The sequence below is a fragment of the Candidatus Phycosocius spiralis genome, from assembly GCF_030158815.1.
In the GTDB taxonomy this organism is placed as follows: Bacteria; Pseudomonadota; Alphaproteobacteria; order Caulobacterales; family Aquidulcibacteraceae; genus Aquidulcibacter; species Aquidulcibacter spiralis.
Genome location: NZ_BPFZ01000003.1, coordinates 109,866 through 133,986, shown reverse-complemented (window position 1 = coordinate 133,986; position 24,121 = coordinate 109,866). Strand labels below are relative to the sequence as shown.

The 24,121-nt window shown below is 53.5% G+C and carries 23 protein-coding genes and 1 pseudogene; 7 read left to right on the top strand and 17 right to left on the bottom strand.

The genetic code is table 11. The features are described from left to right. Positions 1-30: 30 nt before the first annotated feature. The 9 genes from pufA to PsB1_RS03705 form a co-directional block, all read right to left on the bottom strand. Positions 31-216, bottom strand: coding sequence for a light-harvesting antenna LH1, alpha subunit (gene pufA / locus PsB1_RS03745; protein ID WP_284359152.1), 186 nt, complete (start codon positions 214-216; stop codon positions 31-33). 12 nt (positions 217-228) lie between these two features. Beyond that, positions 229-456: a light-harvesting antenna LH1, beta subunit gene (pufB, locus tag PsB1_RS03740; RefSeq protein WP_284359151.1), complete on the bottom strand. Its 228-nt coding sequence runs from the start codon at positions 454-456 to the stop codon at positions 229-231. A 3-nt stretch (positions 457-459) separates the two neighbouring features. Next, positions 460-636, bottom strand: coding sequence for a hypothetical protein (locus PsB1_RS03735; RefSeq protein ID WP_284359150.1), 177 nt, complete (start codon positions 634-636; stop codon positions 460-462). A gap of 9 nt (positions 637-645) precedes the next feature. Then, the gene (gene bchZ / locus PsB1_RS03730; RefSeq protein WP_284359148.1) at positions 646-2,085 is read right to left on the bottom strand and encodes a chlorophyllide a reductase subunit Z; all 1,440 of its coding nucleotides are present in this window, start codon (positions 2,083-2,085) and stop codon (positions 646-648) included. Next, a complete protein-coding gene (gene bchY / locus PsB1_RS03725) occupies positions 2,082-3,629 on the bottom strand; it encodes a chlorophyllide a reductase subunit Y (RefSeq protein WP_284359146.1) in 1,548 nt (515 codons plus the stop codon). The genes bchZ and bchY overlap by 4 nt, the downstream gene beginning before the upstream one ends. 6 nt (positions 3,630-3,635) lie before the next feature. Beyond that, a complete protein-coding gene (locus PsB1_RS03720; protein WP_284359145.1) occupies positions 3,636-4,625 on the bottom strand; it encodes a chlorophyllide a reductase iron protein subunit X in 990 nt (329 codons plus the stop codon). Beyond that, complete coding sequence (bchC, locus tag PsB1_RS03715) at positions 4,622-5,560, bottom strand: chlorophyll synthesis pathway protein BchC (protein WP_284359144.1); 939 nt, start codon at positions 5,558-5,560, stop codon at positions 4,622-4,624. Before bchC ends, PsB1_RS03720 begins: the two co-directional genes overlap by 4 nt. A 144-nt stretch (positions 5,561-5,704) precedes the next feature. Further along, positions 5,705-6,823, bottom strand: a complete 1,119-nt coding sequence (locus PsB1_RS03710; RefSeq protein ID WP_284359143.1) for a methyltransferase — start codon at positions 6,821-6,823, stop codon at positions 5,705-5,707. Positions 6,824-6,829: 6 nt separating this feature from the next. Beyond that, complete coding sequence (locus tag PsB1_RS03705; RefSeq protein WP_284359142.1) at positions 6,830-7,699, bottom strand: polyprenyl synthetase family protein; 870 nt, start codon at positions 7,697-7,699, stop codon at positions 6,830-6,832. A 95-nt stretch (positions 7,700-7,794) separates the two neighbouring features. Between PsB1_RS03705 and PsB1_RS03700 the strand changes: the two genes are divergently transcribed. Further along, entirely contained in the window at positions 7,795-8,757 is a 963-nt protein-coding gene (locus PsB1_RS03700; protein ID WP_284359140.1) for a carotenoid 1,2-hydratase family protein, read from the top strand. Between the two features lie 128 nt (positions 8,758-8,885). Here the strand turns inward: PsB1_RS03700 and PsB1_RS03695 are convergent, their stop codons facing one another. Genes PsB1_RS03695 through PsB1_RS03685 form a run of 3 tightly spaced genes read right to left on the bottom strand, consistent with a single transcriptional unit; the run spans position 8,886 to position 12,626 of the window. Then, positions 8,886-10,049 (bottom strand): phytoene/squalene synthase family protein, encoded by a 1,164-nt coding sequence (locus PsB1_RS03695; RefSeq protein ID WP_284359138.1) that lies wholly within the window; start codon positions 10,047-10,049, stop codon positions 8,886-8,888. Further along, on the bottom strand, positions 10,042-11,232 hold the full coding sequence (locus PsB1_RS03690) for an ATP-grasp domain-containing protein (RefSeq protein WP_284359137.1): 1,191 nt from the start codon (positions 11,230-11,232) through the stop codon (positions 10,042-10,044). The genes PsB1_RS03695 and PsB1_RS03690 overlap by 8 nt, the downstream gene beginning before the upstream one ends. Further along, complete coding sequence (locus PsB1_RS03685; protein ID WP_284359135.1) at positions 11,229-12,626, bottom strand: cytochrome P450; 1,398 nt, start codon at positions 12,624-12,626, stop codon at positions 11,229-11,231. Before PsB1_RS03685 ends, PsB1_RS03690 begins: the two co-directional genes overlap by 4 nt. A 141-nt stretch (positions 12,627-12,767) precedes the next feature. On the opposite strand from PsB1_RS03685, the gene PsB1_RS03680 reads away from it, so the two are divergent. After that, positions 12,768-13,514, top strand: coding sequence for a hypothetical protein (locus PsB1_RS03680; protein WP_284359133.1), 747 nt, complete (start codon positions 12,768-12,770; stop codon positions 13,512-13,514). After that, positions 13,511-14,998, top strand: a complete 1,488-nt coding sequence (gene crtD / locus PsB1_RS03675; RefSeq protein WP_284359132.1) for a 1-hydroxycarotenoid 3,4-desaturase CrtD — start codon at positions 13,511-13,513, stop codon at positions 14,996-14,998. The genes PsB1_RS03680 and crtD overlap by 4 nt, the downstream gene beginning before the upstream one ends. Positions 14,999-15,361: 363 nt before the next feature. On the opposite strand, the gene PsB1_RS03670 is transcribed toward crtD, so the two are convergent. Beyond that, complete coding sequence (locus tag PsB1_RS03670; RefSeq protein WP_284359131.1) at positions 15,362-16,906, bottom strand: phytoene desaturase; 1,545 nt, start codon at positions 16,904-16,906, stop codon at positions 15,362-15,364. A 64-nt stretch (positions 16,907-16,970) separates the two neighbouring features. Next, positions 16,971-17,855, bottom strand: coding sequence for an alpha/beta fold hydrolase BchO (gene bchO / locus PsB1_RS03665; RefSeq protein WP_284359130.1), 885 nt, complete (start codon positions 17,853-17,855; stop codon positions 16,971-16,973). A 240-nt stretch (positions 17,856-18,095) separates the two neighbouring features. Between bchO and PsB1_RS03660 the strand changes: the two genes are divergently transcribed. From PsB1_RS03660 to PsB1_RS03645, 4 genes and pseudogenes are all read left to right on the top strand, one after another. Continuing rightward, entirely contained in the window at positions 18,096-19,376 is a 1,281-nt protein-coding gene (locus PsB1_RS03660) for a DUF3422 family protein (protein WP_284359129.1), read from the top strand. Between the two features lie 528 nt (positions 19,377-19,904). Further along, positions 19,905-20,209: pseudogene (locus tag PsB1_RS11910) on the top strand (efflux RND transporter permease subunit); the annotation flags it as partial. Beyond that, positions 20,172-20,474 (top strand): sodium:solute symporter family transporter, encoded by a 303-nt coding sequence (locus PsB1_RS03650; RefSeq protein ID WP_284359127.1) that lies wholly within the window; start codon positions 20,172-20,174, stop codon positions 20,472-20,474. The pseudogene PsB1_RS11910 and the gene PsB1_RS03650, both read left to right, overlap by 38 nt. A 3-nt stretch (positions 20,475-20,477) precedes the next feature. Then, on the top strand, positions 20,478-20,897 hold the full coding sequence (locus tag PsB1_RS03645; protein WP_284359126.1) for a hypothetical protein: 420 nt from the start codon (positions 20,478-20,480) through the stop codon (positions 20,895-20,897). Between the two features lie 13 nt (positions 20,898-20,910). Here the strand turns inward: PsB1_RS03645 and PsB1_RS03640 are convergent, their stop codons facing one another. The 3 genes from PsB1_RS03640 to PsB1_RS03630 are packed head-to-tail and all read right to left on the bottom strand — an operon-like array spanning position 20,911 to position 24,085. After that, positions 20,911-21,714: a DUF2189 domain-containing protein gene (locus tag PsB1_RS03640; protein ID WP_284359125.1), complete on the bottom strand. Its 804-nt coding sequence runs from the start codon at positions 21,712-21,714 to the stop codon at positions 20,911-20,913. A gap of 21 nt (positions 21,715-21,735) precedes the next feature. After that, entirely contained in the window at positions 21,736-21,888 is a 153-nt protein-coding gene (ccoS, locus tag PsB1_RS03635) for a cbb3-type cytochrome oxidase assembly protein CcoS (RefSeq protein ID WP_284359123.1), read from the bottom strand. 1 nt (position 21,889) lies between these two features. After that, positions 21,890-24,085 carry a heavy metal translocating P-type ATPase gene (locus tag PsB1_RS03630; protein WP_284359121.1) on the bottom strand — a complete coding sequence of 732 codons (2,196 nt, stop codon included), beginning with the start codon at positions 24,083-24,085 and terminating at the stop codon, positions 21,890-21,892. Between the last annotated feature and the right edge of the window lie 36 nt (positions 24,086-24,121).

Below are 24,121 nucleotides of genomic sequence, written 5' to 3'. Positions count from 1 at the left end.
GGATTTTCGGAAACGCGCTCTTGATTGTGCTTAGCCGTTGGCCAAGCCATCATGCAGCAAGGCAGCAGCTGGTGCAGGGGCTTTTGGCCCTTCAATCCAGTTGAACCGGTCCGTGCTGAGCAAGATGAAGTGGATGAAAATCGCCAAGGTGAACAGGAAGACCGTGAGGGCCACCAGAACACGACGGGGATCAAACAGAAGCCAAATCCGATACATGAATTATCTCCCTTAACCGAAAAAGGTCTGTGCCAGTTGGGCCACGTGCGCCGCAGTGCCCTGAAGTTCGGCGTATCCGCCGACCCCTGGGAACCATGGACGCCACGACCAAACTAGGAAGTGTGCGATGATCGCGATCACAGTGAATCCGATGAAGCCCAGCATAAACAGACGATGGAATTCCTTCGCCTCTTGTGCTGTCAGACCGGACAATGTGTCTGTACTTGGGTCTCTAGCCATAAATTACCCTCCATTTTGATTGGGACGGCTATTGCTGCGGTAATCCCCGCAGCTGGACCGATCGCGGCGATAACCGTCGCGGCGGCGAGTTAGGCTCAAAGGGTCTGAGCCAAAGGGGTGAGTGCAAGCCAGTAAGGCATGCTCAAAATGGGGGGCCGGAGCTGGGTGGGAAAACTGCACCAAAACCTCCTATGCCATCTCAAGGTGTGCGAGCGTGACACGCGCACGCATGATTTTGGTTTCGCCAGCAAGCCGCGCTGCCCGCTCAGCGCTGTCGCGCAAGCGCTTGGCTGCGGAGATACGAACCAGAATGGGCTGAGCCTCAACAATCGCTTCAAACGCGGCTTTGGCGTCATCATCCCAAGCCAATTCAACATGTCGGCGCGCTGGGGTTGCTTCGACTTTGTCCATCTGACCCGCTAAGGGCAGAATGTGGAACAAGGCATCAAATAAGGCGTTGCACACCTCTTGAATGAGATAAGTCGCGCCCGAATAGCCCATGAACGGGGTGCCGGTATGACGGCGGATAATGGCACCCGGAAAGCTTGCGGGAATATAACAAGCACGCGAGCCAAGCTCAGTCATATACATGCGCTCATTGACGCTACCGAACATGATCAAGGGCGGATTGGCCTTAAGGGCGGCCAACACGTCCTGATTATTGGGCTTCACCCCGGCCCGGCGCCCAAAAGAGAAGGTGCAGGGCAGGCCCATATCGGTTTCTAAGAAATTGCGGACCCCGCGCGCATAGGTCTCATTGGCGACGATTGCAAAACTGGCCGTACCAAAAAAATCTTGCGTAACCGAGCGCCACAAGTCCCAAATCGGCTTGATCGTGGTGTGCTTTTCGCGCGTGATGAAGGGTTCAGGATCAACCCCCGTCATCTCACCCAATTTGCGCAAGAACAAGGTGGTTGATTCCAAGCCGATGGGTGCTTGTAGATAGGGCCGCTCAAGGGTTTCGCAGAGATTTCTGCCAAACTCACGATAGAGGCACACATTCACTTCGGCTTCTGGCAGCTTCTTGACGTCGGCCAAATGGCTGCCCAGTGGGAAAACAAGCCCGACTTCGCAACCAATACCTTCGATCAGACGGCGGATTTCGGCCAAATCAGAGGGTAAGTTAAACATGCCATAGGTTGGACCAATGATGTTGACCTTTGGCTTTTGGCCTTCTTTACGCGGTTTCAGGGCCGACACTTTTTTGCTGCCAAAATTGGTCCAAAGCCAGGTGAGTGCCCGGTCCGCACTTTGCCACTGATCTTCATCAATGGTGCGGGGCAAGAAGCGTTGAATATTGGTGCCTTCAGGGGTCACGCCCCCGCCGATCATCTCGGCGATAGAGCCCGTGACGACCACGGCAGGCAGATGGGGATCTAAAGCCTTCCAAGCGCGCTTCATCGCGCCTTCAGTACCAGTTTGACCCAATTCTTCTTCGCCAAGCCCGGTTACAACGATGGGCAATTCATGGGGTGGTAAAGCGTCGGTATAATGCAGGACCGAAGTCACCGGCAGGTTCTCACACCCTACCGGCCCGTCAATAATGACTTGAAGGCCCTTGATGGCGGTGAAGGCATAAACCGCACCCCAATAACCGCCTGCACGATCATGATCGAGAACGAAGGTCATGTGCCAACCGCCTCCTCTGCAGCGCGGGTTGCAGCCATTATTTTGGCGTATCTTTCTTTGAACTGAGGCCGCTCAATCGGGGTTTCTTCCCAGATGCCAGCACTATCGCCGTGCCCGACACCTTCAAAGAAATGGCTCATCTTTTCAAAGCGATCCTTGTTGGCCAACGCGCCATTGATTACCTGTGCCAAAGAGCCAGCACCCGCTGGACCCATCAGTGGGCGCGCGGAGATCAGATTGGTGAAATAAAGGGCGGGGATCGAGAGTTGCTTGGCGTGCTGAACCACTGGGGTGGTCCCAATCGCGAGGTCGGGGCGAATGGCATCCACGGCGGCAATATCTTGCTCTAAAGAGGCGCGGTACTCAACCTTAACGCCGTGGCTTTCGAGCCATTCGCGATCAGGCTCTGACCATTGCGTGCGTGGGCAAGCGGTGCCAACATAGGGCACTTCCGCGCCGCTTTCGATTAAAAGGCGTGCTACTAGTAGCTCGGAGCCTTCATACCCTGAGACCGTGAGGCGACCTTTGATCGGCTTGGCTGTAAGGGCAGCACTGATGACGGGTAAAAAGTGGTTCTTGGCAAAATCCACCTTGGCTTGGGCAATACCGCAAGCTTCCCCAATTGCGTCCAACCACGCTGCTGTGCCATCACGGCCCACGGGGGCGGAGCCTACAATTTTGCGCCCTGCGGTCTGAAATTCGCGGACGCTAGCGGTATAAAACGGATGGATGGCGGCAACCGCTGCGCAATCTAGTGCCGCATAAAGTTCGCGCCATTCGCGCGTTGGAACAACAGGGCCTGCTGCAAGTCCCAGAGGCTCTAGCATCATCCCAATTCCAACAGGATCGGCCGGAAACATTTCGCCCAACAAAGTGATGGTGGGCTTATCGGTATTGAGGTTCTGGGGTGCTTGAACCGGGCCTGCTTCGGCTTCATTGCGGGCATAGCGCAACATCGCCCCTGCCAGCACATCTTTGGCTTCTGCATGGGTGGGAATGCCAAAGCCTGGCACGTCAATGCCAATGATCCGAACGCCGTTAATCTCTTTGGGGAGGAGTTGTAAGGGAACGCCCGAAGCGGTGGGGACACACAGATTGGTTACAACAATCGTGTCATATAAGGCCGGATCGGCGAGCTCAAAGACCGCATCGCGAATGTCTTCAAAGAGCTTACCGGTGACCAAGGTTTCTGAATTAAATGGCACATAGCCGACGCTGCGGCGGGCACCATAAAAATGCGATGTAAAGGTTAGCCCATAGACGCAACAGGCTGAGCCCGATAGCACCGTCGCCGTGCGCCGCATCCGCAGTCCGACCCGAAGCGAGCCAAAGGCAGGACACATGCTTTGGGGCTGATCATGGGGGCCCTTGGGATAATCGGCGGCATAAAGATCGAGTATATCTGACTTGCCCGCTGCCTTTGCCGCAGCAGCCATGGTTTCAGCACCGGCGTGACAGCCTTGCCCATCCCCTGGGGAGGGGGATGCAACCTGCTCTGTCGAGGCCGCAGGCGGGGCTTGAAAGTCGGTTTGAAAATCTGTCATGACAGATTACACCGCATCATATACCACCTCCAAGCTTGGCTTTTCGGCAAAGACGCCGCCGCGCATATCGGCTTGAGTTGCAGGGCGCAGCACCACATCGCCCCCAGTTTGATCGGGGCTGAAGAGGCCCAAAAGGCCGTCTTGAGTTAATGGCGTCGGGCGGACGGGGGGTGCGGTGGCAACATTTTCCGCCAGCTCTTCAAACAAGGGGCCCCATGTGTCACCTGGCGTACCAATAATCTGATAATTGGCTGATTTACGACGGATATCTTCATCCGCAGGAATGGCTGATAAAACAGGAATCCCCACTGCCTTGGCAAAGGCATGCGCTTCACCCGTGCCGTCGTCCTTGTTGATCAACATGCCGGCAACCCCGACATTGCCGCCAAGCTTGCGGAAATATTCCACCGCTGAACATACATTATTGGCGACATAAAGGGATTGAAGGTCGTTGGAGCCAACCACAATGACTTTCTGGCACATGTCGCGCGCGATCGGCAGGCCAAATCCGCCGCACACCACGTCGCCTAAAAAGTCCAAAAGTACATAGTCAAAGCCCCAATCATGGAAGCCCAATTTTTCTAAAAGCTCAAAGCCATGAATAATGCCGCGACCGCCGCAGCCGCGACCAACTTCGGGCCCACCCAGCTCCATTGCGAAAACGCCATCGCGCACAAAGCACACATCTTCGATGCGCACTTCTTCGCCTGCAAGCTTCTTATTTGCCGAGGTCTCGATGATGGTTGGGCAGGACTTACCACCAAACAGAAGGGATGTGGTGTCGGACTTAGGGTCACAGCCAATCAACAAAACACGCTTGCCTTGTTGTGCCATCATGTAACTAAGATTGGACAAAGCAAAGCTCTTGCCGCTGCCACCCTTGCCATAAATCGCAATGACTTGGGTTTCTTTGGTCACTTCGCCGGTGTGAACCGGATCGGGTTCTTGAGCCGCTTCATCTAACAGAGCACGTCTATCCAATAATGTCACAGTCATGCGCAACCTCTCCAGTCCAAGATCATTTTAAGACAGTCAGCATCGCTAAATGCTGTTCGATAAGCGCCGGCGGCGGCTCCTGCTTCGGCTTGGTGGGTGATTAGTCCGTCCAGTGACAGACGGCCATCGCCGACAAGCTCTAACGTTGCGGCCAGATCGGCCGGACTCCATTCTGCGGCGATACGAATACGTGCTTCGCGCATGAAAGCGGGTGGGAAGGCAAAGCTGATTGGCTGGTCGTAAAAGCCCGCCAGAACGATCTCGCCACCGCGTGCCAATCGGCCAATCCAGCTATCCATCAAGCTGCCAGCCCCGCTGGCGTCGAGGATAACGCTGTAATCACGACGATCATCCTCAGACGGATCACAAACAACATAACCCATCGCGCCACCTAGGCGGTCTGGATTGGTTTCCCAGACGACGGGGGCGGGATATCCTTCTGCAAGGACGATGCGCGCCAATAATCGACCCAAAACCCCATGCCCGATAATCAATTCTGGTGGGTTAGCACCATCGACAATGGCATGACGGGCGGTTGCGGCCAAGGCGATCAAAACGCCATGACTGGCCATGGATTCTTGAATTTTGATAGTGCGCGCACTGGGTGCGACCAAGCGTTGCGCGGTACCACCGAACAAGCCACGCGCGCCGATAAAACCCGTAGAGCCAGGAATAAAGACAGTCTCACCAAGTCGGTGCGCAACATGCTCACCGGCAGCCACGATCTGGCCCACAGACTCATAACCTGGGACCAAAGGATAACCCATGCCGGGGAAGGGTGGCATCCGGCCCGACCACAATAGCCGCTCAGTTCCCGTGCTTATGCCGCTCCAATGGACATCAACCACTACATCGTCTGGCCCAGCACCTATCAATCCCAACGTTTGCAGGGAGAGTTTTTCAGGTGCTTCAAGAACAACGGCACGCGTTTGCATCTTACACTTCCCCGACGGACCCAAGCGCTGGCCCATCTTTCCAAAGTGTCACTCTAATTAGACGTTTGAATATGTCAATTCTATTTGACGCTAAATCGTCATGCTTCATCGACATGATTTTGCCAGGCGGTCAAAAACGCGCGTTCATCGATAAGCTGTCAACACCCGAACCAGCATGGGTGTTCGCGTGGGGCGATTCACCACACGGGCAAAACCTGCTTCTTTTGCCATAGCCTTGATTTCGCTTGGACGTCGGGCACGGCCCCGCCCCATGGCTAACAGATAAAAGCCAAAATAAGCCTCTGCCATTGGGTCTTTGGCGGGTGCGCCGGACATCGGCTCCCCAATCAGCAGCACCCCACCGGGGGGGAGAGCACGATAAGCCGCGCGCAAAAGCGTCATGACGGTTTGGTCGTCATGATCATGGAGGATGCGCACAAGCGTAATGACGTCGGCCCCCGTGGGCAAATCACCGTCTAAAAAGCTGCCACCCACGGCGTCTGCGCGGTGCGACAAGCCTTCAGCGGAAAATTTTTGCCGCGCACGCTCCGCCACGGCTGGTAGATCAAAAACGCGGACCTTTAACTTTGTGGCTTCATTGGCGGCAAAGCAGGCAAACGCACCTTCCCCGCCACCCACATCCATTAAAAGCCTATGACCATCTAGTGGATATGCACACACGATATCGGCGGCAATCATGGGTTGGGTTGCGGCCATCAAAGCTGAGTAATGAGAAATGGCATCGCCATCGGCCGAATCAGGTTTGTCATAAGCGGCATAAGGCCAAAAGGCAGCTAATTGGCCTTGCCCACCACCTTGTCGTAATAGTGCAACGGGATCTGCTAGATCGGCATAAAAAAGCGTATGATGTTGGATCATCTCGCTTAAGCCGCCATTGCCCAATAAGGCCGCCCCATGCATGCCTAGGGCATAGCGTCCAGGCCCTGCCAATTCGACAAGATTGAGTGATTGGGCGGCTGACATGAGGCGCACAGTCGATGCAAATGGCAAGTCCATGGCTTTAGACAAAGCCTCTAGTGTCATCGGTCCTGGGGCCAAAAGGGTAGGCAAGTTCAAGCGCACGCAAGCCAGCAACACTTGTGAATAAACAAATCCTGCAACCAGATTGAACAAGCGTTCGGCACTTTGATGCGCAATAGGGCGGGTTAAGGGAAATCCCGCTGCCCAATGCTGGAACCTTGGATTGGAGACCAAACGATTACGCCAAGCTGTCCACGCATCCAGCCAATGTTGGGGTAGCATAATGGCCTATGCGGCCGTGCGGGAGAGTTGCTTAGGCACCAGACGCGTGGCTTGCACCCGCACCGTTTCGCGCAGAGCCTTAGCACCTTCACACTCAGGAATAGAGGCTGCGGCTTGATCCAAATGCGATTCCAATAAAGCGACAGCCCCTTGCACGCCAAAGGATGTAACCGCGCTGGGTCGTTGCATCGCTTGATCGCGCCCTGCTGTTTTGCCGGATTCCTCACTATCCCCAAGGGCGTCGAGAAGATCGTCCGCAACTTGATAGGCTGCACCCAGTCCTTCCCCAAGGCCGCGCCAAGGGGCAGGGTCGGCCCCTGCGGCCAAGGCGCCAGCCGTGGTGGCGGCCACAAAAAGCGCACCAGTTTTGGCTTGATGATAAGCGGCCATGGGTGCGGAAGCCTCACATTCCCAAGCTTGACCTGCAACAATACCGTAAGGTGCACCCACGCCGCGCGCGATCGTTGTCAGCAGGGATGGCAAGGCAGCAGGATGATCAGCCCCCGCACGCCCCAACAGTTCAAAAGCCATCACAATTAAAGCGTCACCGGCTAAAAGTGCCAAAGGCACACCGAATTTCGTATGGACCGTTGGCTTTCCGCGGCGCAGATCGGCGTCATCAAAGCACGGCAAATCATCATGCACCAAGGAGGCGCAATGCAATAATTCAATACTGGCAGCTGCGGCATCAGCTAAATCCGCGCAGGCACCGCCACACGCTGACGACACCGCCAAGCACAATTGTGGGCGCACGCGTGCGCCACCAGGAAAGACAGCATAGCGTATCGCGGCGGCAAGGCCTGGCGCTGCATCTTTGGCGTGAGCTAAAGCGACCGCTGCTTCCAAGGTCCGCTCAATCCGTGCTGTATGCGACATGTCCGCCCTCCAAGCTTGATGTGTCACTGAATTTGGACATAACTTAGCGTCTAGGTCAATTGACTTTTACCGATCCGCACTGGAACACGCCCTGCATGGTTCAATTTTCCCTCAATCAAACCCGACAGTGCCCACAATTTGATACCCCTATCGGCGGCGATGGCGGCTATGGGTGGTGGTATATTGATGCCATCAGCGATGACGGCATTCATGGGCTAACACTGATTGCTTTTATCGGTAGCGTCTTTTCTCCTTATTATGCGTGGTCAGGCTGGGCCAATCCATTGGACCATTGTGCAGTCAATGTGGCGCTTTACCGATTTGATGGCGCACGTGGCAGATGGGCGATGACCGAGCGGGGTGCGCGAACCTTGTCGCGCACGGCCACTGAACTCAGTATTGGGCCAAGCCGTTTGGTTTGGGAAGATGGGGTTCTGACCATCACAATCGATGAGATTTGCGCCCCGATCCCGTTGCGCGTGAAAGGTACAATCCGCCTTTTTCCCGAAGTGATGACCGAAGCGGCCTTTGATCTTGATCCAGCAGGGCGTCATCAATGGCGACCGTTGGCACCGCGTGCCCGGGTTGAGTTGGACCTTAGTCACCCAGCTCTCTCTTGGTCTGGTGATGGCTATTTTGACACCAATCATGGAACTGAGCCCTTAGAGCGGGCATTTACCCATTGGCATTGGGGGCGCGCGCATCTCGGCAATGACTTGCGTATATTCTACGACGTTATCTACCCCGATCAGCGCGAAGGGTCTGCGCATCTGAGCGTCTCGAAGAGTGGCGAGGTAACTTCCTTGGCACACATGACGCATAAAGGTTTATCCTCGAGCTTCTGGGGCATTCGTCGCAAGGCTTGGTGCGATCGCGATGCGCCGATAAGTGTCCTAAAATCGTTGGAAGATACGCCCTTTTATGCCCGCTCTGCGTTATCAACCAGCATCGATGGAGAACGCGTTACGATGATGCATGAAACTCTGAATTTAGAGCGGCTACGCCAGCCCATCATTCGCGCCATGCTACCCTTCAGAATGCCCCGAAGTTTTTGGTAGGGTGGGCTTTTCGTCTTCCTCTTTCTTGTCGCCCTTTTGGGGTGAGAGCGAGATTACTTGTTGGATCGCGAAGGCGAGCGCTAAGCCACTGAAGGCGACAAACTCCAAGAAAAATAGCATATTGGGACTCATGAACTGCGCCTCCCGGTTCGATCCCGCACTTCAAGATCAGAAAACAAGTCCAACACCCAATTGAGGTCATCTTTCACGCCACCGGGCCGTTTGTTGGCCGCACGGGGTGGAGGTGGCTCTAAGCAGATCGCGGCCACCAATGGTCGGTTTAGTCCGTCTTGGATGGTAAGCGCTGCTTTGGGCATAGGTCGCGCCGCACGCTGCATCGCCGCACCCACCAACCACGCCTTGCGCGCGGGGCTAGTATTGGCGCGCTCATGAATAGAATTATAGCCTTGATCGTGAATAACCCTGCCAATTTCTGCATATAGTAAGCGCGCCGCAAATATGGCTGGGCGAACAAGGGCAGGCAAACGGGCGATGGCTTGATCGGCGCGGCGATAGAGGCTCTCAGCTCGGCTTAAAAGAAGCGATGTCATGTCGCCGATCTGGGGCAAGAATTGCGGGTCCTTAAGCCAATCGCCGGCATCTAGACCTGCCGCCACAAACCAATCCAGCGGCAGGTAGAGCCTACCATTTTGCGCGTCCTCACCAATGTCGCGGGCGATATTGGTCAACTGCATCGCTACCCCAAGATCGCACGCGCGCTCAACCATCGCAGGATCGCGCACGCCCATCAAAGCTGCCATCATCGCACCAACCGATCCCGCCACGCGCTCACCATAGGCTTCAACGTCGTCGAGCGTTTTATAGGTGCGCCCAGAAACGTCCCATTCAAAGCCCTCTAGCAATAGGTCAAAGACATAGCGTGGGATGGCATATCGGCGCACGACGTCTGCCAAGCATCGATCAGACGGCAAGGGCTCTGGCTCGCCGCCATAAACCCCGTCCAGTCGCTCTTTCAGCCGCAAAATCGCCAAGCCATTGCCATTTTCAACATCCACAGCATCATCGGACAAGCGGCAAAAGGCATAAAGCGCATAGGCAGCTTCACGCAGCTCTTCGGGTAATAAGAGGGAGGCAGAGAAAAAAGAGTGGGAGCCCGTTTTAATTAAATCCCGGCAGGCCAAGCGGTCTAAATGGCTTGCAAAGACAGGAGGATGGCCCTGCTCGGTCATAAGGCTTTCAAGGGCACTCATTGCATCACCATTCCATCCAAGCTTCATCCCATGGGGGATATCCACCAAAGTGCCGCCAAACCTTGCTCCCGACCTAATCATGGAGACCGCCACTTTTCAAGCGCGCAGACAAAGGGGATAGCTCTTCGCCTTCAAACCAAGAAATATCCTGGGTTGATACTTGACCAAAGCTGCGCTGTTCCCGCATTGACATCGCGATGATGGAAAAGGCGGTGATCGGCATGGTCACAAATGGCATTGGATCGCGGGCGCACCACGTGACATCTTTTGCCGTGCGCAAGATCTTTAAGTGGCTCCAGAACTGAGGCCCCTTAAACATGGTGGCCTGAACTTCAGTCAAGGTGGGATAAAATTGCTGCATCCTTTGGGCGGGTTTCATGCGGATCTGCTGAGAAAAGGGCGCTAAAATCGCAGGGGCCAAATCCTCTGTCTCCATAAAATGCACACCGCTGGTGACGCGTGGATTGCACTCAATCGCTTGGGCTAGGCCCTGATCATCGACAAAAAAATCAAAGGAGATAAAGCCGCTATAGTGCTCAGCGGCCACAAAACGGTTGACCCACTCCTCTATGGCTCCTTGTTCAACCCGCTCAAAAGCTACCGCCACACTGCCCGACATGACGATGCCTCGGTAAATGACATGGGCTTGAATTTTGCCCTGATGGGTGATCGCAAAACTGCTGTATTGCTGGCCCTGCAATTGGCGTTGAACCACGGCCCCTTCATGGGGATTTAGGTCCTGGCTTTTCTCCAACGCCTCGCCCGCTCTGTGCAAACTGACCCCCCGGCCAGAGCAGGAATAAACGGGCTTAATCACGTAATTATGGGTATGTGCCAGTTTCTCAGCCGCCTTGGTTCCTAAAATAGCCGTGTCGGGTACGCTTAAGCCATGGGCGGCGGCGCGCTTTTGAAATAGGGCCTTGTGGTGCAACCCCAAAAGCTGCTCAGTGGGTGGCGCGAAAAGCTGAACAGTTTTGGGCAAATGATCACGCAAATGCGCGACGTGCATCGTCTCTTCCGACAAGGGCAGCACAAGATCGATTTTTTCGGCTTCAATAATGGTTTGTAAGGCCGATAAATAAGCCAGTTTGCCAGCACAAGGCGGCGGGGTTTGCACTGATTTTGCCACCGTGTTTGAAGCCCCGGTCAAGTGGGTGCGATAGGGTTCAGCCACCACCACCCGCCAACCCAAAGCAGCAAAAGAGCGAGCGAAATCAAGCGCTTTGGGTAACCTGCCCATCGTCAATAAAACAGATTTAGTCATATGCGCTTGACCACATCGACAAAAATTTCCTGCGCCGGTCTGGTGGTAAGGCGCGCGACAGGGCGAATTTGTTCTGGTTGGCGCACTACCAATTGATAGGTGCGCAGGATATAGGCCAAAATGAGCGTCGCTTCGGTTGTGGCAAAAGCCGCACCCACACACACACGTGGCCCCGCGCCAAATGGCAAATAGGAGCCTGGAACTATTTCCTGCTCGCGGCTTGATGAAAAGCGATCAGGATCAAACACATCGGGATCAAGCCATAGCAACTGATGGCGATGGATCGCCCAAGGCGCAATCATCACCATGGTGCCACGTTTGATTTTCTTGCCCCCAATCAACGTGTCTTCAGCTGCAACGCGGGGAATAAAGGTAATAGGTGGATAAAGCCGCAATGTCTCTTTAAACACATTTTTGGTGTAGGTTAGGCGCTTGATATGATCAAAGCCGATCTCGCCAGTGCCTGCCACTTCTTGGACTTCTTGGCGTATCCGCTCGGCCACTTCAGGCATCATGGCGGCAATGAAGAACGCCCAAGTTAAAGCGCTGGCCGTTGTTTCATGGCCTGCCAGAAAAAACACGCCCAATTGGTCGATCAATTCTTCGCGGCTGAAGCGTTCATGAGTATCTAAATCGCGCGCGGCAATGATGGCGGTTGCGATATCGTCAAACTTGGCACCTTTTGCGACATGGGTGTCCAGCAATCGGCCAATATGGCCACGGATATTTTCACAAGCCTGCAGCACGTCTCTACGCTGTGGAATCTCTTCAAATGGCTTGCCAAAGATCAAGCGCGTTAACTCAACATGGGCGACGCTTCGCTCAAAAAAAGCAAAAGAATCATAAACATCGCGTGCAGTCTCGTTCGCAAGTGAGGTTGAAAACACCGTGCGGCAGATAATGTCTGCGGTTAACTGACCCATTGCCAAATCCAGCGAAATCGGCTGGGCCGCCGCACTAGCGCTGGCGAGGCGCGCCTCAAAATCATGTATGGCACCGACCATATCGGGAAAGGCTTTAGCCAGACGAATATGGGAAAAAGCCGGGTCAATCATGCGCCGTTGCCGACGCCACAAATCCCCACTCGAGACAAACATTGAATTGCCGACCAAGGGTGCCAAAGCGCCAACCATCAAATCATTTTTGGGGAAAAGATCGTTGGGATCAGCCAAAATCGGCTTGGTTAATTCAGGATCATTGATGATTTGGATCGAACGTCTGGAATAGCCCAATGGGCCCATGGGTAATCGATAGGCGTCAGCTGGCATCAAGCTCAAAAGATCGCCATCGCCTTGGCGGATCACCCGCACCAAGCTTGACATTGGGCCCAAGGGCGCGGGTCGTGGCGGGCAATAGGGGCTAGAACCCTTGTGGACTGGCTCTGGTTCAAGCACCCTTGATCATCCATAAATTCATGTGGAAAGACCCCTTAAAGTGCCCGCGTCGCCACCTTGGCATTGACGCCCTCTTGAAGCCTAGCTCTGGACGCGTCACTATGTCCAGTCTGTTAGACGCTGCTGGCTGGAGCTCCTTGCATGCTGACCCTATTTCACACGCTCGTTGCCTTTCATATCGTGTTTGGCGCGGTGGGCTTGGTATGCTTTTGGGTGCCGGTTTTGGGGCGCAAAGGGTCCCCGAACCACCGCCTATGGGGTAAGATATTCGCTCGTACGATCTTGATGGCAGGTTTCATTGCAGTCCTCTTAAGCTTATGCACCCTGATCGACCCCTTGAGCACCCATCCCCATCTCAAAGATCCCGTTTTCGTGCGCGGTATCTTTGGCATCATGATGTTTTATCTGGCGATTTTGACCATTAATCTCGCATGGTACGGGGTCGAGACCCTAAAAAATAAGGCCAATCATCGTGCTAATCGAAGGGGGCTTAACCTGTTCTTGCAGCCGATCCTAATTGTTGCGGCGCTAGGTTGTGCTCTGGAAGGCATTTTGATTGGTCAATTATTGATGGTTGTAATCTCCATCGTTGGCTTTGCGACCGCTGGCACCAATTTATTCTTTATGTTTACGCCCAATCCTGCGCCCCTCACTTATTTAAAAGAGCACGTCAAAGCCATTGTTGGGGCTGGGATTTCTGTTTATACTGCATTCTTTGCTTTTGGCGCGGTTAGGATTATGCCCACGATCGCCCTGCATCCGGTCCTTTGGGCGATACCGCTTATCACAGGGCTTGGTATCATCTTATACCACCACCGCCAAATCCGTCTGCGTTTAGAAGCACACAGCACCTCCCAATCAAATAAGTCATTAGGATTGGGGTTTTGAAGCGCCCAAAAATCATTGTCATTGGAGCCGGCATGGGAGGGTTGGCCGCCGCTGCAGACCTCGCCCGGAACAATTGTGACGTCACTGTTCTGGAGCGCGCCGCCACGTGTGGCGGCAAGATGCGCCAAATCAGGATTGGCACGACCGCGATTGATGCTGGTCCGACGGTTTTTACGATGAAATGGGTGTTTGACGCGCTTTTTGCTGATGCGGGTCTCGCCTTTGATGATCATCTGACGCTAGTGCCAGTCGAGATTTTAGCCCGCCATGCATGGGCATCGGGGGGGAAGCTTGATCTTTATGCCGACACCCAAAAATCTGCCGAGGCGATTGACGAATTTGCGGGCGCACGCGAGGCTTCGGGTTATTTGGCCTTTTGCGAGCGTAGCCGTCGAATTTTTGAGACCTTGCGTGGGCCGTTCATTGAAAGCCAAAGACCGGGCCCATTAGAGCTTGTGCGGCGCTTGGGTTTTCAAAATCTTGGTGCCATGTTGGACACGGCCCCGCACCAGACCATGTGGTCCGCACTAGGTCAGTATTTTAAAGATGAAAGATTACAACAATTATTTGGTCGCTATGCCACTTATTGTGGATCCTCACCCTTTTGGGCACCCGCAACATTGATGCTGGTGTCCCATGTTGAACAAACTGGGGTTTGGCGCGTAAAAGGTGGTATGGCCGCGGTCAGTAGTGCGATGCACACTCTTGGCAAATATGTAGGTGCGCATTTTCGTTTTGAATGCTCGGTAGCTCAAATCCTCGTTCAGCGTGGTCGGGTCTGCGGTGTAGAGCTCGAAAATGGTGAAACACTGGTTGCTGACGCGATTGTGTTTAACGGCGATTTGTCTGCTTTGGGTCTAGGGCTGTTGGGCAAAAAGGCTAGCAATGCGGCAAAACCAGTGGCACCGACCAACCGGACGCAGTCTGCTATCACCTGGTGCATAAATGCGCGCACACAAGGAATGGCCCTTGCCCATCACAGTGTTTTGTTTTCAGATGATTACCGGGCTGAATTCAACGATGTGTTTAAGGCGCGAACGCCGCCCAAATCGCCCACCGTCTATATCTGTGCGCAAGACCGCGATGACACCTGCACTGCTCCCGATGGCGCAGAGCGCCTATTGATCCTGATCAATGCGCCCGCCGATGGTGATTTATCTGACAATCCAGCCTTTGATCCTGCGCAGGCTAAACAAGCCGCTTGGCGCATCATGCAACAATGTGGTCTTACCATCGATATGGAACAAAGTGTTCAGACCATCCCAACTGATTTTCATGCATTGTTCCCAGGCACGGGTGGTGCGCTCTACGGCCGGGCGAATCATAGTCCTTTTGCCAGTTTCCAAAGGCCCGGTGCGCGAAGTGCCTTACGGGGATTGTATTTAGCGGGGGGTTCTGTCCATCCAGGACCTGGTATCCCTATGGCGACACTTTCGGGTCGATTGGCAGCGGCGCAATTGCTTAAGGATTATGGTAAGGATTAGCGGGTTCGAGTTTCAATTAAAATTCAATTCTGCCAGAAAAAAGCGTCATTTCTTGGGACGACTTTGGTGCAGGCCATGCCTACCCCAAAGGCCTAACTCCATTATTCGTAGGCGATTTTGACGGGTCAAGTCCGCTTCGCGCCATTGGCACGCGTTTGGTTCTTTAGAACCAAGTTGCGCGTTAAATCAAAAAATTAGGCCGCCTCTTTTATTGCAGAAAAGAAGCGGACCTAGGGCGGCAGCTTTCTGAAAGAAAGCTGGACTTGACGCGACAAAACGCCCGGTCATGCTCGTAAAGCGGGTTGGGATCCTAAAGGTCACCAAAAACGCGTCCCAGACCCCTTATATGTTGAGTACCTCTCCCTAATCCGCCCGCTTTGGCAAATGAGCAGCATGAGGGATCATATGATCGATGACTTTGGCGGACGAAACGACCCCCGGCAGGCCGGCACCTGGATGGGTACCCGCGCCGACAAAATAGAGTCCTCGCACATCAGAACTTTCATTGTGGGGTCTAAACCAAGCACTTTGGAATAATTTGGGTTCCATCCCAAATGCTGCGCCCATGGTCGAGAGCAAACGGTCCTGAAAATCTTGCGGCGTGAGCATGTGGGATGTGACAATCGCGCTGCTCAATCCTGGCAACATAGTTTCCTCCAAGCGCTGTTCGATCTTTTTGCGGAAAGGCTCTGCCTTCTCTTGCCAATCGACGCCGCTACCGAGATGGGGAACAGGGGCCAGGACGTAAAATGCGTCGCAGCCCTCCGGTGCGAGGCTTGGATCATTGGCAGTGGGGCGATGCAGATAAAGGCTGAAATCGTCTGCTAAGACCTTTTTCTCAAAGATATCGTTTAGTAATTCCTTATAGCGTGGCCCCAAAACCATCGTATGCTGATAACAATCCTCATAGATTCGATCGGTTCCAAAATACCAGACAAAAAGGCTCATCGAATAATCGGCGCGTGCTATTTTTTGATCGGTCCAGGTTTTGCTGGGCTGATGGCGTAAAAGCCTTGTATAGGTCCAGCCGATATCGGCGTTGGAGACCACCAAATCGGCTGCGATGATCGCGCCCGTGGTAGTACGCACCCCGACTGCACGAGCGTTCTTGATGAGGATTTCATCAACTTCGGTGTTGAAAATCAATCTATTGCCTTGCCCTTCAATCAAATCGACCATGCCCATCACCAAGGCCCCGGTACCTCCCATGGCATAATGCACGCCATGGGTACGCTCTAGATGCGCAATCAGACAATAATAGGAGGTGGTGGTGAAGGGGTTGCCGCCGATGAGCAGCGGATGAAAGCTAAAAGCGATACGCAGCTTTTCATTGCTGAAAAACTCAGACACTTTGCCATAGACCGTGCGAAACCCACCCAAGCGGATCAATTCTGGCGCGGATTTGAACAAGGTTGAAAGCTGGTGAAACGGCTGATCTACCAGCTTCGTGAAGGCTTCATCATAAATGGCCTCGCTGGTCTTCATATAGCGATCAAAGCCGTTGAGATCATTGGGCTCAAAACGTTGGATTTGAGCGCGCATGGCCTCCAAATCAGCGGTGGCCTCAAACACACTACCATCGTCGAAGCGGATTTTGTAAAATGGATCAATGCTGCGCAAATCGACGTGGTCAGACAGGGTCTTACCGCACAACCGCCAAAGCTCTTCAAAGATAAAGGGGGCTGTAATGATGGTTGGCCCGGCGTCAAAGGTGAAGCCATCTTGACGATAGACATAACCGCGCCCTCCTGGCCCATCGAGCTTTTCAACAATCGTAACGCGGTAGCCCTTGGCACCTAATCGGATCGCAGCCGCCAAGCCGCCAAAGCCTGCACCAATGACCAAGGCATGGGGACGGTTGTCGAAGGAATGGCTGGCGCCGGATGAGTGAGTGAGTGTCAGATCCATCAGATCAGTATGCCTGCTCAACAGCTGCGCGCAAGTATCAATATGTCCAAAGCCGAACTTCCTGCTAGGCAAGTGGTTTGATTGTGAGGAATGCCTGCTCTATGGCTTCAGCGACAGCGATTGGATTTTCTTCATGGGCTAAATGGCCAAGCCCTGGTAAGTCCACCACGTGCGCCTGCTTAACCCGCCTGGCCAGCCGGTGTGCAAACAGGGGTGGCACTGCCGTGTCGCGCGATCCCGTTAATAAAAAAAGCGGTACTTGAAGGTTGACCAATTGTTGGTTCAGCGCCCGCAAATCCCAAGCCGCCATCATGCGCAGGACGCCCGCTACATGGCCCGGGGCGGCGAATAAATCACGATATCGGTCCAAAGCTTGTGGTGGGATTTGCGAGCCGGTACTGCGGATCAATCTTTCAACCCGTCCAATGTCCTTGGCACCGCTGGCAATTGCATGCACGATAATGCCATTGAGGGCTAAAAGCTGGGCCGCTCCGGGAAGTACCATGCCTGCAAGACCTTCAAAGGGGGCAAAAGAGCCATTGATTGCAATCAAAATCTTTGGTTTAATGGGATCGGACAATGCCATGTGTGCCCCAATTGCCGCCCCAGCTGAATGACCGAGAATGCCAAATGGCTGATAGTCAAATGCAGCCAATAGACCCTGTAACATGTCGGCCATGCCTGGCAATGATAAGCCCTCTCTTTTAGGTGTGTCACTGAAACCATGTCCGGGCAAATCAGGTATGATCAGACAATAGCGATCGGCCAATAATGGAGCGAGATCGGCCCAAGAATGACACGATGAACCAGTGCCATGCAGCATTAAAATTGAGGGTCCCTTACCCATAATTTGAACGTGCCAGCCAAAGCCCCCAACGGTGATAAAGCGACTATGATTGCGATGGGGCCAAGCGCGTCCTTCCACGTTCCAATTCGGCTTGCGATACATCAGGTTTGACCCAGCCATCGCAAAGTTAGAGTTCGTAAATGGGAACTAGAGCAACTTAAGAGCACTTCTATCCTGTCCACTTGGTGGACATGTCTAGAATGATATAAAGACAATGAGGCGCGTTCCACCAAATCTGATCCTATGATGGCTAAAGCCTAGCGTTCACATAATGGCACAGTCTGCTTGACGATCCGTGCCTAGCAACCACGTAAAGGTTGCGAATTGGAGAAAACACACAGCATGAGAAGCCAAAATTTACAATGGAAGTTTCATCCCCAACGCGATGTTCTTCTGGCTGAAGCCCATGCACGCCCCTCAACGCCCGTACTAGCACCTCATTTAGCTTCAAGGATTGCAACCATGTCGGGTGAAGGTGGTGTTGATGCCGACCGTGCGCATATGGCGGCGCTGTGTCGAAAAATCGGAACCTCAGAGCCCGGTCCAGATGCGCGATGGTGTGTTTTAGATGGTGGCAACTGGCGCCTTCGCTGGGAGCGTCACACTGAGATTTCTACTTGGACTGTATTTTGCGAAAGCCCACCTAGTCCAGATTTTATGTTTGAAAGCACAGCGCTCAACCTTGTTCCTCAAGATTGGCTAGCTGCATTACCGGGCGAGATTTTGTGCGCCGCCCATGTGGTTTTGTCGGTTACACCACCTGATCGCTTGCCATTTGCCGAAAGCGAGACCATCGCTGCCCGTGTCGCCAACGGGACGGTTGATGTGTTCAGTGATTTTAGGCCCGGCCCTGATTCATTTACCCGCTTTGTCATGGTGCAGTCCGATCCCAATCCGATTACCGCTGGCCGGGTGCTACAGCAATTATTTGAGATTGAAACCTATCGTTTGTTGGCGCTCTTGGCGTTTCCTCTGGCCAATTTAACATCTGTTACGCTGGCCCGCTTTGAGGCTGAAGCCGCTGCTTCTGCTATACAAGTTGCCGATGAAGGTGGCGTTGAGGCGGATCGCAACCTCTTGTCGCGTTTGGCTGCTCTTGCTGGTGAGGCTGAAGCCATGGTTGGGGCAACCACCTACCGATTTGCTGCTGCGCGCGCCTATGAAGGCTTGGTGCTTGAACGAATTGGTCAATTGCGTGAGCAATCTATTGACGGGCGACCAACCATTGCAGACTTTATGGAACGTAGGCTTGCACCGGCGATGCGAACCTGTGTGGCTGTGGCCCAGCGACAGCGTGACGTGATTGAACGGATCGCACGCACCACCCAAATGCTGAATACGCGCGTTGAGGTAGCCTCCGAAGCGATCAATGTTGGTCTTTTGGCTTCGATGGATCGCCGATCGCAGGAGCAATTTCGCCTGCAACAAACCGTCGAAGGTCTTTCAGTTGCGGCCATATCTTATTACGCCTTAGGACTAATCTATTTTGTTATGGAAGGGGTGGCTGAAACCTTTGTTCATTTCAATGCCAAGGCCGCTACCGGCGTAGCAGCACCCATCGTTGTCTTTGCCGTCTGGATGATTTTACGCCATCTGCGCCGAACAATCGCAAAAGATGATTAGGCTAGGCCATAGAATGTAAGGTATTGTTAGGGTGGACAAGCGTTTGTAAACCGTTTTGGTTGGCCTTCAGCTTAGAAATCGTTTTCTCACACCAAGGGTGAATGACAATCTTGAAATGGGTCGCTAGGCAACGAAAAGGGGCGCGCTGCTGGGCGGCGTTTGTCTGGCTCAATGGTGCCTAGGGTCGGCACTTCCTTCATGGCTAAATGTTCACTAAAATCAGAGCTGTAATGTATCCCACTTTTGCCGGGTTGATTTGAAATCGGGTGGGGGCGGTAATGGATGAATGGCCTAATGCATTGAAGCCATCAGAGCATAAGCTAAGTCAATGCCGCCTTTGTGACATGGTTTGTTGCGCTATGTTTTGACTTTGGTTCGCAAAAATCTAAGCTTGATAGGCTTCCACCAAAATCTGAAGATGAAAGTCAATCACCGCACCATTGCCCCCCACGGGAAATGTGGGCGTGCGATGATGAGAGCGCATAGGCCGTGCATACTGGCCCAAAGACTTTGAGCGATATGGTCGGGCTTGTGCTTGAGTTTGGCAAGCTTAAAACGGCTTTGGTAGTGGCGGGCATTATTCCTAGGGCCTATTTGGCGTAGTGGCCGTCTGGGCATAACCGGCAATTCCTTAAGCTTCACTGCAACAATTGGAATGATCGCTTTGATTGGGATAGAGATCAAAAATTCCATTCTCTAGGTCGATTTTACCGAGCAATTGCGCAAAGAACGCATGGGCCTGTTGGATGCTATTGAGCGGGCAGGGGAGAGGCGGGTTTACTGGTTTAGTAACAAGTGTTACCGCCATCGGAGGACTGCTGGCTTTGGCAATTTAACAATCTGTGTACAGAACAATTAGTAGGCATGAATGGCAATCAGATGATCCTTCTGGCTTGGTGGGAATTGGTGGCAGTTGCAGGCCTTATCATCCTAACTTTTTTGTTCTTGCCAATTTATGATAAAAATCAAAGCACCACAACAACTGAATTATTAGAAATGCGCTATCGCGATGGGCGCATCCGCATATTAATTTCAGCGATCTTCATGTTTGCTTTGGTGTTCCTTTCGATGCCATCTGCCCTTTATACGGGGGCGTAGTTTATGCGCACGGCCTTTGGTGTTGATGTTCCTTTGAACATCTTGGCGAATGGCATGGTGCCATGCTATGCACATGCAGAAAGCATTATTAATCTTTTACAACACCTCAATGGCTTAGCCTTTATGCCAATCTTAGCGGCTTTTGTGGTTGGCTTATTGTTTAGGTATGTCGACGCGCGGGCGGCTATTGCGGCGGACTTGTTCGGGATCGGCTTTTGTGGCTTGCTGAGCTTTGAGTGGCAGCCATACGGTTTGCATTACATCCACCTACAGGCCATCAATTTATTCCTAACAATAGGTGTCGCGCTGGCGATCAATCGGTATGGATTTTGCAAATTGGCGACTTTGGTCCGTATGTGTACCAAGGAAGGCCGCGCTTCCTTGATCCTTGAAGATCTTGATGTGATGCAGGCGGAGAAGTAACGCGACTTATAGCTCAATGGCTTTCTGAGGTATCTATGTGGGTTATCAATGTGCGGTAGCAATGCCACGTTGCATAACCAAGCCAAGGAAACACAATGATGAGGCCGATAAAGCCCGTGATTAAACAAAGCCCAACCAGCATGGCAATGTTAAATGCAAACGAGATCATAGCCCCCTTGTTGCGTAAAACCGCCACGACCGATACCAACATGGCCGTGAGGGCGTCCACTTGTCGATCAAAGGTCAAAGGAATAGCAATCACTGACACCACATAAGCCATTGCCGCCAAAGCAGCACCTATCAATGTGCCGACCACCACCATCGTCAGACCTTCGGGGGTTTGTAAAGCGAAGTTGATGAAATCGATAGCCGGTGCGGGTTGACGGGCACTGCTGGCAAGGGCGTAGAGTAAGCTGGCAAGTCGTGCCCAGATGACCAAGATCAACATGAGGACGAAGCCTATGATGGAGACTTGCCCGGGTGAAATAATCCTTGGCTTAAGCAGTGTGTTCAGTTCGATGGCCTCTCTGGCTTCATGGCTGCGCGACAATTGATAACATCCAAGCGCAAGGATCGGACCCACCAATGCAAACCCGCCACAAACTGCAGGAATAAAGCCCAACATGTCTAAATACCATAGGCCAAACACCATAACCCAAGCGCTCAGCACGGGGACGATCCCGATCAATAGGCCGAACCTCCACGTAGCCTTAAAATCAACCCAACCTTTCGCCAGCCAATGCCAATGGGCGTCTGGCATTACTCGGGCGACCGTGAGGCTCCGATTTTCCCCGATCTGAATCTCATACTGGTCCATGGGTGCCTCCAAAAAGCAAGGTCATGGCAAAGGGAAGTCATCATCGTTTAAGATGCGCATCGCCGCACCTTTTGGATCGTCATATTGCTTGTGCTTGAGGTTCCACAGAAAGGCCAAAAGCCCAATGAAACCCATGAATAAAGCGATGGGTATGAGAAAAAACATACCTTCCATATCAATTCCTTTTTCTTGGCATAGAGGCAAGTCGCAGCGCATTCAATGTTACGAAGATGGAGGATGAAGACATCGCAATGGCGGCGATAAAGGGTGTGATCAGGCCCAGCATCGCAATCGGGGCGGCGATTAAATTATAGAATGCTGCAAACCAGAAATTCTCCATAACCCGCGCTTTACTGCGTTGGGCCATGACAAGAGCTTCCTGGACGCAGCCCAAGCGATCGCCCTGAAACACCAGATCAGCAGCAGACTGGCTGGCATCGGCTGCACTACCAGGTGCCATCGAAACAAAAGCTTTAGCCAAGGCAGGGGTATCATTGAGGCCGTCGCCAACCATCAGCACTTTCATACCTTCTGCTTTTAGACGGTCCAAATGGCTGGCCTTTTCAAAGGGCGATAGCTCAGAATAATATTCCTCAAGGCCCGCAGCTTGGGCGGCACTTCGCACCGCGCCAGCGCGGTCGCCGGACAATACTATTTGCCGTATACCCATCGCCTTGAGCTGATCAACGGTGGCCTTGCAATCGGCGCGTAGCGTGTCATCAAAGGCGAAGCGAATGGCGGGTTTGTCCCCAAACTTGAAATAAAGCTCGGTCTCCTGTGATGTTGCTGCCTCTAACCCAATCCAGTCGGCGCGACCCAGTCGGGCGGCTTGACCTTCTAGTGTCGCCTCTACCCCGCAACCAGGTACTTCGACGATATCAGAGGCCACGCCCCCCGGCCCCGCGGCGCGCGCGATGGAGCGGGCCAAGGGGTGGCGTGAACCGCGCGCCAATAAGGCGGCTTGTTCCAATGCGCCGGCAGGTAATTGGTCATAATTCAGTAAATGGGGCTGGCCAGTTGTCAAAACCCCGGTTTTATCAAACACCACGCAATCGACTTGCGCCAAACGTTCAAGCGCGTCGCCAGACTTTAAAAGAATGCCTTGTTTAAAGAGCCTTCCAGAGGCCACAACCTGAACCGCAGGAACTGCCAAGCCCAACGCGCAAGGGCAGGTAATGATCAAGACGGCACAGGCATTAAGGATGGCCACCCGTGGCTCTGCCCCCAACAAGAGCCAAACCACACAGGTTAAAAAGGCGGCACTATGCACCACGGGCACATAATACCGCGCTGCCTGATCGGCCCAACGGACATAAATGCTCTTCGACTGCTCCCCCATGTCCACTAGGCGGGCGATTTCGGCCAAAAAGCTATCATCACTGCGGGCTGTCGCTTCCAAAATGAGGCGGCCCGACAGATTTAGCGCCCCTGCACGAATAAAGTGACCGACCCCCAAAACAACCGGGGCGGTTTCCCCAGTCAGCAAAGATAAATCCCCTTCTGAGAGGCCATCGTGGATCACGCCATCAACCGGGATTCGGTCACCGGGCAGGATAATCAGGCGGTCACCAGGGCAAACCTCACCCACTGCCACACTGGTGGTGCTGCCATCTTGATTGAGGCGCGCTGCGGTCACAGCTTGAAGTGCCAAAAGATCGCGGGCGGCTTGGCGGGCTTTTTGGCGCAACGCGTGATCGAGATAACGTCCGATCAGTAAAAAGAATAAGAGCATCGCAACGGCATCAAAATAGGCATGCTCGCCACCGCGCGCCGTCTCATAAACCGATAGGCACGATGCCAAGAGCACGCCTAAGGAAATCGGCACATCCATATTGGCGCGCCCTTTGGAAAGCGCTGCCCACGCACTCTTGAAGAAGGGCAGGCCAGCATAGGCCGCCGCTGGCAGCGCAATCCCCGCTGAAATCCAATGGAACATGGTGCGTGTGCCTAACTCCATCTCGCCATTGGCATGGGCAGACCATATTGGCACCGAAAACATCATGATGTTCATCACGGCAAAAGCAGCGACGGCCATACATATTAAAAGCTGGCGGCCCTCATGATCCATCTGGCTATGACCTTCACCTTGATCAAAGGGTTGGGCGCTATAACCAAGGTCGATGACGCGCTGAACAATCGTGCGTGGATCGATCCTGTCTTGCGTCCAGCTCACACAAAGACGCCCCGTGGAAAGATTAAGCCTAGCAGCAGAAACGCCCGGCAAATCAGTGACGCCATTTTCAATTTTGCGCAGACAACCTGCACATCGCGCGCCACGCACCAAAAGGTCGATGGTTAGTTTTCCCCCCGGTCCCTCCTGCACAAAGGCGCGCGGGTCTGCTGCCGAGCTTACGGGCGACGGCGGCTCCAAGCCGGAGGGACATCCCAAAGTGGGGTCTAAAGTGTG